Raw genomic sequence first — 11361 nt, forward strand, 5'->3', positions numbered from 1 at the left:
CCCCGACCGGCTTCGCGATCAGTTGTTCTCGTCCTCCTCCACCCAGCCCATGGTGCGCTCGACGGCCTTGAGCCACTTCTTGTACTCGCGCTCCCGGGTGGCCTCGTCCATGCGCGGGGTCCACTCGGCGGCGCGGTGCCAGTTGGCCCGCAGGGTGTCGAGGTCGTTCCAGAAGCCGACCGCCAGACCGGCCGCGTAGGCGGCACCGAGGGCGGTGGTCTCGGCCACGTACGGGCGCTCGACCGGGGCGTCCAGGACGTCGGCGATGTTCTGCATGAGCAGGTTGTTGCTGGTCATGCCGCCGTCGACCTTGAGGGCCGTGAGCTCGACCCCGGAGTCCTTCTGCATGGCGTCGACGACCTCGCGGGTCTGCCAGGCGGTGGCCTCCAGGACGGCCCGGGCCAGGTGGCCCTTGGTGACGTACCGGGTGAGGCCGGCGATCACACCGCGGGCGTCGGAGCGCCAGTACGGGGCGAAGAGGCCGGAGAAGGCCGGTACGAAGTAGGCGCCGCCGTTGTCCTCGACGGTGTTGGCGAGGGTCTCGATCTCGGCGGCGGTCGAGATGATGCCGAGCTGGTCCCGCAGCCACTGGACGAGCGAGCCGGTGACGGCGATCGAGCCCTCCAGCGCGTAGACCGGCTTCTGGTCGCCGATCCGGTAGCCGACGGTGGTCAGCAGGCCGTGGTACGAGTTGACGATCTTCTCGCCGGTGTTCAGCAGGAGGAAGGTGCCGGTGCCGTAGGTCGACTTGGCCTCGCCCTCGTTGAAGCAGGTCTGGCCGAACAGCGCGGCCTGCTGGTCGCCGAGCGCCGCCGCGACCGGCACGCCGGCCAGGTCGCCGACGGCCTCGCCGTAGACCTCGGCGGAGGAGCGGATCTCCGGGAGGACGGCCATCGGCACGCCCATCGACTCGGCGATCTTCTCGTCCCAGGCCAGCGACTGGAGGTTCATCAGCATGGTGCGGCTGGCGTTGGTCACGTCGGTGACGTGCTTGCCGCCCTCGACACCACCGGTGAGGTTCCAGATGACCCAGGTGTCCATGGTGCCGAACAGGATGTCGCCGGCCTCGGCGCGCTCGCGCAGGCCCTCGACGTTGTCCAGCAGCCAGCGGATCTTCGGGCCGGCGAAGTAGCTGGCCAGCGGGAGGCCGGTCTCGCGGCGGAAGCGGTCCTGACCGACGTTGCGGCCCAGCTCGCGGCAGAGGGCCTCGGTCCGGGTGTCCTGCCACACGAGCGCGTTGTGGACCGGCTCGCCGGTGTGGCGGTCCCACAGGACGGTGGTCTCGCGCTGGTTGGTGATGCCGATCGCGCGGATGTCGTCCTTGGTCAGTCCGGCCTTCTCCAGCGCGCCGCGGACGACCGACTGCACCCGGGTCCAGATCTCGGCGGCGTCGTGCTCGACGTAGCCCGGCTGCGGGAAGATCTGCCGGTGCTCCTGCTGGTCGACGGAGACGATCCGGCCGTCCGCGCCGAAGATGATGCAACGGCTGGAGGTGGTGCCCTGGTCGATCGCGGCGATGTAGTTGCCAGTGCCAGTGGAGGTCATGAGGGTCCTCGGCTCGTTCAGCGGAATTCGGGGGTGGGTGGGCCTGACTCTCAGGTCAGTCCCCGTGCTCGGGCTGGGTGGAAACCCGGGGGCGTCAGAACGCCACGTGGTACAGGCCGCCGGCGAGCAGGCCGCCGATGACCGGGCCGACCACCGGGATCCAGGCGTAGGACCAGTCGGAGCCGCCCTTGTTCGGGATCGGCAGCAGCGCGTGGACGATGCGCGGACCCAGGTCGCGGACCGGGTTGATGGCGTACCCGGTCGGGCCGCCGAGCGACAGGCCGATGCCGACCACGGTGAAGGCGACGATCAGGATGCCGGTGCCGGAGAGGCCGAGGCCCTTGGTGAGGCCCTGGGTGAGGATGCCCAGGCAGAGCACGAAGGTGCCGATGATCTCGGTGAGCAGGTTCTGGACCGGGTTCCGGATCTCGGGGCCGGTCGAGAAGATACCGAGGGTGGGCTCCTGGTTGGCCTGGAACTGGCCGAGGTAGGTGAGCCACACGAAGACGGCGCCGATCATCGCGCCGAGCAGCTGGGAGCCGAGGTAGAGCGGGACCGTGCTCCAGTCGCCGCTGTCCACCGCGAGGGCCAGGGTGACCGCCGGGTTCAGGTGCGCGCCGGACTTCGGGGCCGACATGTAGGCGGCGATCATCACCGCGAAGCCCCAGCCGAAGGTGATCGCCAGCCAGCCGGCGTTGAGGGCCTTCGACTTCTTGAGCGTCACGGCGGCACAGACGCCGCCGCCGAGAAGTATCAGCGCTGCGGTGCCGAGGGTTTCGCCGACGAAGATGTCGCCGTTGGAGAACGCGGACACAAAGACTCCCTTGTCCATATGGCCCGGAGGTGCGGGTGGGGGCAGGGGCCGGGCGATCGGGGGGCGGGTGAGCGCTCTGTGGGATCGTTTCGCACGGCCATCGTTCGACAATGTCGACCGTCATGCGGAAGCTTCCTCCCCGGGTCGCCCTCACGTCAAGGCCGGGTTACGCAGCTGTGACCCTTTGCTCGGTCCGCTACCCGGCGTCACCGACTGGATAGTCGCAATTTTGGACAAAACGGTAAGGCGCGGACAGGCGACTCGCCTGTCCGCGCCTCAGCGTGAACGTCGTGCATCCGGGGCGGCGCCCCGGCACCCCGGGTCAGAACCGGCCGGCGCCCAGGTCCCGGGAGATCGCCCGCGCGGCGCTGCGCACCGACGCGACCAGCGACGGCTTCACGAAGCCGTCCTCGCAGACCCGCTCCACCGGGCCGTTGACGCAGACCGCGCCGACCGGGTTGCGCCGCCGGTCCTGGATCAGTGCGCCGATCGAGGCCACGCCCTCCCAGGTCTCCTCGACCGCGTCCGCCCAGCCGCGCTCGCGGGTCAGCGCCGCCTCGGCGTCCACGTCGGCCGCCGAGGTCAGCGTCCGCGCCGTGTACGGCTCGTACGGCCCGTCGCCCAGCTCGCCGCGCGCCACCGGGTCGTACGCCAGCAGGACCTTGCCCAGCGCGGTGGAGTGCAGCGGCTGCATCGAGCCGACCTCCAGCACCTGCCGGGTGTCGTCCGGCCGGAAGACGTGGTGCACGATCAGCACGCCCTGGTGGTGCAGGACGCCCAGGTAGACGGTCTCCCCGGCCGCCCTGGCCAGGTCGTCCGCCCACACCAGGGCCCGCGCGCGCAGCTCGTGCACGTCCAGGTAGCTCTGGCCGAGCCGCAGCAGCTCCGCGCCCAGCTGGTACTTGCCGCTCTCCGCGTCCTGCTCCACGAAACCCTCCTGCTGGAGGGTGCGCAGGATGCCGTGTGCCGTCCCCTTGGCCAGGTCCAGCGCCGTCGCGACCTCGGACAGGCCCAGGCGGCGCTCGCCGCCGGCCAGCAGGCGCATGATCGCGGCGGCCCGGGAGAGCGACTGGATCGGGCCGGGCATGTGTACCTCCGGGCTGACAGGCGGTCGACAATGTCGACCGCAGTGGTAACGGGCACGAGTCTGCCAGGCCGTGCCCGGTCCGTGCACCTTCCCCCTCGGTAACCCCCGCGCCTCCGACCCGTCCCGGGCGGCCCCGGGCCGTCCCGGATCGGTCCCGGCGCGCCCCGGCCGCGGGGCCGGCCCTCCGCCCGGCCTCAGGGCCGGACGCGGGCCACCTCGGCGGCCAGCTCCCGGATCTGCGCCGGTCCCACCCGGCAGCAGCCGCCCACCAGCCGCGCCCCGCCCGACAGCCAGCCGGCCACCCGCTCCGCCGCGAAGGTCGGACCGCCGGTCCAGTCCCGCGCCGCGGCGTCCCAGCCCTCGCCGCTGTTCGGGTACGCCACGACCGGCTTGCCGGTCACCCGCGCCGCCAGCGCCACCGCCCCGTCGACCTCCTGCGGCGCGCAGCAGTTCACCCCCACGGCCACCACCTCGTCCGCCTCCGCCGCCGGCGCGAACGCCTCCGCCAGCGGCTGCCCCGCCCGGGTGCGCCCGCCCGCCACGCTGAACGACAGCCAGACCGGCACCCCCAGGCCGCGCACCGCCCGCAGCAGGGCCCGGGCCTCGTCGGCGTCCGGCACCGTCTCCAGTGCCAGCACGTCCGGCCCGGCCGCCGCCAGGGCCTCCAGCCGGGGCCGGTGGAACGCCTCCAGCTCGGCCGTGCTCAGCCCGTACCGTCCCCGGTACTCCGAGCCGTCCGCGGTCACCGCGCCGTACGGCCCCACCGACGCCGCCACCCAGCGCCGCCGGCCGGGCAGGCCCCCGGCCGCCTCCCGGGCCGCCTCCCGGGCGAGCTCCACGCCGAGCGCCAGCAGCCGCGCCGCCCCGGCCCGGCCCACCCCGCGCCGGGCGAAGCCCTCGAAACTCGCCTGGTAGCTCGCCGTGATCGCGACCTCGGCCCCCGCCTCGAAGTACGCCCGGTGCACCGCCCGCACCGCCTCCGGCGCGTCCAGCAGCAGCCGGGCCGACCACAGCCCGTCCGCCAGGTCGTGGCCGGCCGCCGCCAACTGGTCGGACAGCCCGCCGTCCAGCACCAGGGGGCCGGCCGCCAGGGCCGTGGCGAAGTCCGACGGGGGAGTGCTGGGCACGACGGCCTCCTCGCGACGAAGCTCCTGGTCACACCCTAGAAGCAGAGCGGTCCCCGGATCCCCGGAAAATCATTTGCCGCAGAGGCAAAGGATCGCTACGTTGTGCTCATTCCGAGAAGGACGGGCACGCACCGTGAGTGGAGAGGAGCGCGCCGTGACCACCCCACCCGACACCCCGGGTCGCACGGCCGCCGAGCAGGAGTGGCTCGCCTCCTACGACCCCCGTGCGTACACCCCGGTCGCCGTCACGGTCGACGTCGTCGCCCTGACCCTGCGCCACGGCTGCCTGCACGTCCTGCTGGTCGAGCGGGCCCTGCCGCCCTACCAGGGCCGCTGGGCGCTGCCCGGCGGCTTCCTGCGCGCCGGCGAGGAGAGCCTCGACGAGGCCGCCGCCCGCGAGCTCGCCGAGGAGACCGGCCTGCACGGCACGGTCGAGGCCGCGGCCGCGCTCAGCCGGATCCACCTCGAACAGCTCGGTACCTACGGCGCCCCCGACCGCGACCCGCGCATGCACGTGGTCGGCGTCGCCTACCTGGCCTTCGCCCCCGATCTGCCCGACCCGCAGGCCGGTACGGACGCGGCACGAGCCGCCTGGCACCCCGTCACCGACCTGGACCTCCGGCCGCCCGGCCGGTCCGAGACCGCCGGTGCACCCGCCGACACCCACGGGGGTGGCGTCGGCAGGTGCACCGGCACCCACATCCGGGCGACGGAGACGGCCGGACCCGCACCGAGCGGTCCCGCCGACGCCGCCCTCGACGCCGCCCTCGATCCGGGCTACGCCTGCCGGGGCGGCGCCCGGCCGGGCGCCGCGGCCCCGATCGCGCTGGCCTTCGACCACGCCCGCATCCTCGCGGACGGACTCGACCGCGCCCGCGCCAAGATCGAGTACAGCCCGCTGGCCACCGCCTTCCTCCAGCACGACTTCACCATCCCCGAGCTGCGCGCCGTCTACGAGGCCGTCTGGGACGAGAAGCTCCACCCCGGCAACTTCCACCGCAAGGTGCTCTCCGTCCCCGGCTTCGTCGAAGGCACCGGCACCACCACCAAGCACGGCGGCGCCCGCGGCGGCCCGCGCGCCCGTACCTACCGCTCCGGCGACGCCCGCCTCCTCCACCCGGCCCTCCTCCGACCCGCCCGGGAGGAAGAGGCGGGGGAGCGGATCCACTGACCGGGCCCCGCCTCCGGCCGGCCCCCACTAGCATCCGGCCATGACGATTCACGAGGCCGGCACGGTGCGCCACCGCCCCAACTCCCACTGCCACTTCTGCGGCACCCTCTACCCGCCCGGTACCGACGGCTGGCCCCGCGTCTGCCCGCAGTGCACCGAGATCAGCTACCGCAATCCGCTCCCGGTCGTCGTCACCCTCCTCCCCGTCACCCAGGACGACACCGCCGCCGGCCTCATCGTCATCCGCCGCACCATCGAGCCCGGGTACGGCGAGCTCGCCCTCCCCGGCGGCTACGTCGACTACGGCGAGAGCTGGCAGCAGGCCTGCGTCCGCGAGCTCCGCGAGGAGACGGGCATCCTCGCCGACGCCGTCGACATCACCCTGGTCGCCACCGACTCCGACACCCACGGCGGCTTCCTCTGCCTCTTCGGCCTGCTCCCGGCCCGCCCGCTCACCGAACTCCCGGCCTCCGTGCCCACCGAGGAGACCGACGGCTGGCAGCTCTCCACCCCGGACACCCCGCTCGCCTTCCCCTTCCACACCCGCGTCTCCCGCTCCTGGTACGACGGGGAGTTCACCCGCCCCTGACCAGGGCCTGACCGCGCCGGGCAGACCCTGGCGCACCGGCCGATCACGTGGCAGGGTCTGCACCGACAGCCCCCAACCGGACGCGGGCCCTGCCACGAGCAGCCCCGTCCTTACCACCGGCCGGGAGACCACCACCGTGAGCACTCCACCCCAGGACCAGCCGCTCTGGCGCCCCACCCCCGCTCGCGCCGCCAGCACCGGGATCGTGGCCTTCCAGGCCTGGGCCGCCCAGCACCACGGCGCCCCGGCCGCACCGCTCGCTCCCACCGCCTCCGACGCCGAGGCCGCCGCCCGCTACGCCGCCCTGCACGCCTGGTCCGTCGAGGACCTCGACCGCTTCTGGACGGCCGTCACCCAGTGGTTCGACGTCCGGCTCACCACCGAGGCCGGCACCGACGAACCGCTCGGCGTCCTGGCCGACCCCGCCATGCCCGGCGCCCGCTGGTTCCCCGGCCGCAAACTCAACTACGCCGAGCACGCCCTCCGCCACGGCGAGGACCGGGCCAACGCCGACAAGCCGGCCGTCCTCCACCTCGACGAGACCACCGAACAGCCCGTCACCCTCACCTGGGCCGAACTCCGCCGCCAGGTCGGCTCCCTCGCCGCCGCCCTCCGCGCGCGCGGCGTCCGCCCCGGCGACCGCGTCGGCGCCTACCTGCCCAACATCCCGCAGGCCGCCGTCGCCCTCCTCGCCACCGCGGCCGTCGGCGCCGTCTGGACCAGCTGCGCCCCGGACTTCGGCGCCCGCAGCGTCCTCGACCGCCTCCAGCAGATCGAGCCCGTCGTCCTGTTCGCCGTCGACGGCTACCACTACGGCGGCAAGGACCACGACCGCACCGACGTCGTCGCCGAGCTCCGCCGCGAACTCCCCTCGCTGCGCACCGTCGTCCACGTCCCCCTGCTCGGAGCCCCCGCGCCCGAGGGCGCGCTGCACTGGGACGACCTGATCGCCGGCGACGCCGAGCCGGTCTTCGAGGCGGTCCCGTTCGACCACCCGCTCTGGGTCCTCTACTCCTCCGGCACCACCGGCCTGCCCAAGGCCATCGTCCAGAGCCAGGGCGGCATCCTCGTCGAGCACCTCAAGCAGGCCGGCCTCCACCTCGACCTCGGCCCCGAGGACCGCTTCCTCTGGTACACCTCCACCGGCTGGATGATGTGGAACTTCCTCGTCGCCGGCCTCCTCGTCGGCTCGACGATCGTCACCTACGACGGCAGCCCCGGACACCCCGACACCGGCGCCTTCTGGTCCGTCGCCGCCCGCACCGGCGCCACCGTCCTCGGCACCTCCGCGGCCTACGTCATCGCCGGCCGCAAGGCCGAACTCCGGCCCGGCCACGATCTCGACCTCTCCGCCGTCCGGTGCATCGGCACCACCGGATCCCCGCTGCCGCCGGACGGCTTCCGCTGGATCTACGACGAGGTCAAGGAGGACGTCTGGCTCGCCTCCGTCAGCGGCGGCACCGACGTCTGCTCCTGCTTCGTCGGCGGCGTCCCCACCCTCCCGGTGTACCTCGGCGAGATCCAGGCCCCGTGCCTCGGCGCCGCCGTCGAGTCCTGGGACGTCCAGGGGCACCCGCACACCGACGAGGTCGGCGAACTCGTCGTCACCAAGCCCATCCCGTCGATGCCCACCGGCTTCTGGAACGACCCCGAGGGCACCCGATACCACGACAGCTACTTCGACACGTACCCCGGAGTCTGGCGCCACGGCGACTGGATCACCGTCACCTCGCGCGGCACCGTGGTCATCCACGGCCGCTCCGACTCCACCCTCAACCGGCAGGGCGTCCGGATGGGCTCGTCCGACATCTACGAGGTCGTCGAGCGCCTCCCCGAGATCGCCGAGTCCCTGGTCATCGGCCTGGAGGAGCCCGACGGCGGCTACTGGATGCCGCTCTTCGTGGTCCTGGCCCCCGGCGCCGAACTCGACGACGCCCTCGTCGGCCGCATCCGCGTCGCGCTGCGGACCGAACTCTCCCCGCGCCACGTCCCCGACGAGGTCATCGCCGTCCGCGGCCTGCCGCACACCCTCACCGGCAAGCGCATCGAGGTCCCGGTCAAGCGCCTGCTCTCCGGCACCCCGCTCGACCAGGCCGTCAACCCCGGCTCCGTCGACAACCTCGACCACCTGCGCTTCTTCGAGCAGCTCCGCCGCGACCGCCGGGCCGGGTAGCCGGTACGCCGGCCCCCCGGCGCATCCCCGCCACCCTCCCGGACACGCCGAAGGGGCCCCTCCACCGCCACGGTGGAAGGGCCCCTTTTCGGAGGAACGCGCGGTCTCGACCGCCTGTCCGGCTACTCGCCGGACAGCACCTGCTGCGCCGCTGCCCGCGCCTCGTCGGCGCTGTCCGTCGCACGGGCGGCCTCGGCGGCCCGGCGGCACTGCGCCAGCGTGTACTTGCCCAGCGTGGTGCGCACGTAGGGGATCGACGCCGCGCCCATCGACAGGCTGGTCACCCCGAGACCGGTCAGCACCACGGCCAGCAGCGGGTCGGAGGCCGCCTCGCCACAGACGCCGCAGCTCTTGCCGGCCGCGGCGGCGGCCTCGGCGGAGAACGCGATCAGGTCCAGCAGCGCCGGCTGCCACGGGTCCTGCAGTCGGGCCAGCGCGCCGACCTGCCGGTCGGCGGCGAAGGCGTACTGGGCGAGGTCGTTGGTCCCCAGCGAGAGGAACTCGACCTCCTGGAGGATGGAACGCGCCCGCAGCGCCGCCGACGGGATCTCGACCATCGCGCCGAACTTGGCGTTGAGCCCCGCCTCACGACACGCGTCGGCGAAGTCCTTGGCGTCCTTGCGGTCGGCCACCATCGGGGCCATCACCTCAAGGTGCACCGGCAGGCCCTCGGCCGCCGTGGCCAGCGCACGCAGCTGGGTCTGCATGACCTCCGGGTGCTCCAGCAGCGTCCGCAGACCGCGCACACCGAGCGCGGGGTTCGGCTCGTCCGCCGGGGTCAGGAAGTCCAGCGGCTTGTCCGCGCCCGCGTCCAGCGCCCGTACCACGACCCGGCCCTCCGGGAACGCCTCCAGCACCTTGCGGTACGCCTCGACCTGCTTCTCCTCGCTGGGCGCCTTCGCCGAGTCGTCCAGGAAGAGGAACTCGGTCCGGAACAGGCCGACGCCCTCCGCGCCGGCCTCCAGCGCGGCCGGCAGGTCGGCGGGTCCACCGATGTTGGCGAGCAGCGGGACCTTGTGCCCGTCCAGGGTCTGGCCCGGACCGGAGGAGGCGGCCAGCGCGGCCTTGCGCTCGGCGGCGCTCCGGCGAAGCTCCTCCTGCTTCTCCTCGGTCGGCTCGACCAGCACGTTGCCCGAGCTGCCGTCGACGGCGACGACGGTGCCCTCGGCGACGTCGGCCGCTCCCGGGAGCGCGACCACGGCCGGCACACCCATGGCCCGCGCGAGGATGGCGCTGTGGCTGGTCGGCCCGCCCTCCTCGGTCACGAAGCCGAGCACCAGCGTCGGGTCGAGCAGCGCGGTGTCGGCCGGCGCCAGGTCCCGGGCGAACAGCACGTACGGCTCGTCGCTGTCCGGGACGCCCGGCATCGGCACGCCCAGCAGGCGCGCCACGATGCGGTTCCGCACGTCGTCGAGGTCGGCGACCCGGCCCGCGAGGTAGTCCCCGGCCGAGGCCAGCAGCGCGCGGTAGGCGGCGAACGCGTCGTAGACACCGCGCTCGGCACTGCTGCCGACGGTGATCCGGCGGGCGACGTCGGCCATCAGCTCCGGGTCCTGCGCCATCAGGGCCTGAGCCTCGAGGACGGCCTGCGCCTCGCCACCGGCCAGGTTGCCGCGGGCGATCAGGTCCGCGGCCACCGCCTCGACGGCCGCCTGGGCGCGGGCCTGCTCACGCGGGGCGTCCTCGGTGGGGATCTGGGTGGCCGGCGGCTCCAGCACCGCCGTACCCATGTGCCGCACCTGGCCGATCGCGACCCCGTGGCTGACACCCACGCCGCGCAGCGTCTTCTCCATGTATGTCTCCGCTGAGGGAAGCGGCCCCGCCGGGTACCGCTGTGTGCCGGGCCGCCCCGTCCGGTGCGGAGGGGCGGATCTGTCGGGAAGGTAGAGAGGGGTCAGCTCCAGTTGAACAGGGCGTCGCCGACGGCGACCTCCCCGTCCTCGCGGACGTCGCCCAGCGCGTCGGCCGAGGCCTCGAGCGCGACGATCGGCGAGATCGGCGACTTGCCGGCGGCCTCGACGGCGGCCGGGTCCCACTTGATGACGGCCTGGCCGCGGGTGACGGTGTCACCCTTGTTGACGAGGAGCTCGAAGCCCTCGCCGTTGAGCTGGACGGTGTCGATGCCCAGGTGGGTCAGCACGCCGTGGCCGTCCGCGTCCACGACGACGAACGCGTGCGGGTGCATGGATACGACCACGCCGTCCACCGGGGCGACGGCCTCGGTCGGGCGACGGACCGGGTCGATCGCGGTGCCCGGACCGACCATCGCGCCCGAGAAGACGGGGTCCGGCACGCCGGCGAGCCCGACGACCTTGCCGGTCAGCGGCGACATCACAGTGGTCATGGTTGAGCCTCCCAAGTGCGCAGTACAGGCGAGCGGCCGCGAACAGCGGCAGGATGATCGAGCGCAGTGATCGTCTGAAGCCTAAATCATGTCAACTTCGGACATCAGCTGACATTCCCAGGCGAAGTGACCTGCCTGTCCGCCCTCACCAGCCGGTCATCTTGCCGACCGCTGGTGGTCTAGTCCTCTTGGCCGATGCGCCGCACTCTACAGGCATCTTGGCGAATCGGGACCATTGCTGTATATGCTCGCGAGAGCAACAAATCACTCCTCCGACCGGGTGACGGCCGGCGCGGCCCGATTCGCGCTCCGGCGGACGACCCGCTATGGTTGGTCGAGTCGCCGCGAGACGACGGTTAACGCCAGGTTTCAGATACGAAAAGCGCCGGTTAAGAACTGGCAAACGGATCTGCTAGGCTGGAAACACGAAAGAACGAAGCGCCCGGAGGGCCGGTGTGAAAGCCGCCTGAAGGAAGTGTCCGTTCCTTGAGAACTCAACAGCGTGCCAAAA

General features: G+C 73.0%; 9 protein-coding genes. 3 read left to right on the forward strand and 6 right to left on the reverse strand.

Annotated elements, in window-relative coordinates; genetic code table 11:
* Window positions 1–18 precede the first annotated feature (18 nt).
* The 4 genes from glpK to mmuM all read right to left on the reverse strand — a co-directional run bounded on the left by glpK (window position 19) and on the right by mmuM (window position 4573).
* Window positions 19–1545, reverse strand: coding sequence for a glycerol kinase GlpK (glpK, locus tag ACFWIC_RS20180; protein ID WP_329885212.1), 1527 nt, complete (start codon window positions 1543–1545; stop codon window positions 19–21).
* Window positions 1546–1639: 94 nt separating this feature from the next.
* Window positions 1640–2377 (reverse strand): MIP/aquaporin family protein, encoded by a 738-nt coding sequence (locus ACFWIC_RS20185; RefSeq protein ID WP_380359060.1) that lies wholly within the window; start codon window positions 2375–2377, stop codon window positions 1640–1642.
* Between the two features lie 304 nt (window positions 2378–2681).
* Window positions 2682–3446, reverse strand: coding sequence for an IclR family transcriptional regulator (locus ACFWIC_RS20190; protein WP_380519616.1), 765 nt, complete (start codon window positions 3444–3446; stop codon window positions 2682–2684).
* 194 nt (window positions 3447–3640) lie between these two features.
* On the reverse strand, window positions 3641–4573 hold the full coding sequence (mmuM, locus tag ACFWIC_RS20195; protein WP_380359057.1) for a homocysteine S-methyltransferase: 933 nt from the start codon (window positions 4571–4573) through the stop codon (window positions 3641–3643).
* A gap of 154 nt (window positions 4574–4727) precedes the next feature.
* Between mmuM and ACFWIC_RS20200 the strand changes: the two genes are divergently transcribed.
* The 3 genes from ACFWIC_RS20200 to ACFWIC_RS20210 all read left to right on the forward strand — a co-directional run bounded on the left by ACFWIC_RS20200 (window position 4728) and on the right by ACFWIC_RS20210 (window position 8506).
* Window positions 4728–5744, forward strand: coding sequence for an NUDIX domain-containing protein (locus ACFWIC_RS20200; protein ID WP_329947559.1), 1017 nt, complete (start codon window positions 4728–4730; stop codon window positions 5742–5744).
* A 40-nt stretch (window positions 5745–5784) separates the two neighbouring features.
* The gene (locus ACFWIC_RS20205; protein WP_355402929.1) at window positions 5785–6333 is read left to right on the forward strand and encodes an NUDIX domain-containing protein; all 549 of its coding nucleotides are present in this window, start codon (window positions 5785–5787) and stop codon (window positions 6331–6333) included.
* Between the two features lie 136 nt (window positions 6334–6469).
* On the forward strand, window positions 6470–8506 hold the full coding sequence (locus ACFWIC_RS20210; protein ID WP_380359051.1) for an acetoacetate--CoA ligase: 2037 nt from the start codon (window positions 6470–6472) through the stop codon (window positions 8504–8506).
* A 122-nt stretch (window positions 8507–8628) separates the two neighbouring features.
* Here the strand turns inward: ACFWIC_RS20210 and ptsP are convergent, their stop codons facing one another.
* Together ptsP and ACFWIC_RS20220 are read right to left on the reverse strand one after the other, a co-directional pair.
* Window positions 8629–10299, reverse strand: a complete 1671-nt coding sequence (gene ptsP / locus ACFWIC_RS20215) for a phosphoenolpyruvate--protein phosphotransferase (protein ID WP_329885205.1) — start codon at window positions 10297–10299, stop codon at window positions 8629–8631.
* A gap of 101 nt (window positions 10300–10400) precedes the next feature.
* A complete protein-coding gene (locus ACFWIC_RS20220; RefSeq protein ID WP_329885204.1) occupies window positions 10401–10850 on the reverse strand; it encodes a PTS glucose transporter subunit IIA in 450 nt (149 codons plus the stop codon).
* Between the last annotated feature and the right edge of the window lie 511 nt (window positions 10851–11361).

Origin of the sequence: Kitasatospora sp. NPDC127035 (assembly GCF_042726075.1) — a bacterium.
Classification (GTDB): Bacteria; Actinomycetota; Actinomycetes; order Streptomycetales; family Streptomycetaceae; genus Kitasatospora.

What these genes read in the sequence shown, in the direction of transcription:
- glpK (WP_329885212.1), bottom strand. Translation starts at nt 1,545, where the DNA reads ATGACCTCCACTGGCACTGGCAACTACATCGCCGCGATCGACCAGGGC.
- ACFWIC_RS20185 (WP_380359060.1), bottom strand. Translation starts at nt 2,377, where the DNA reads ATGGACAAGGGAGTCTTTGTGTCCGCGTTCTCCAACGGCGACATCTTC.
- ACFWIC_RS20190 (WP_380519616.1), bottom strand. Translation starts at nt 3,446, where the DNA reads ATGCCCGGCCCGATCCAGTCGCTCTCCCGGGCCGCCGCGATCATGCGC.
- ACFWIC_RS20205 (WP_355402929.1), top strand. Translation starts at nt 5,785, where the DNA reads ATGACGATTCACGAGGCCGGCACGGTGCGCCACCGCCCCAACTCCCAC.
- ptsP (WP_329885205.1), bottom strand. Translation starts at nt 10,299, where the DNA reads ATGGAGAAGACGCTGCGCGGCGTGGGTGTCAGCCACGGGGTCGCGATC.
- ACFWIC_RS20220 (WP_329885204.1), bottom strand. Translation starts at nt 10,850, where the DNA reads ATGACCACTGTGATGTCGCCGCTGACCGGCAAGGTCGTCGGGCTCGCC.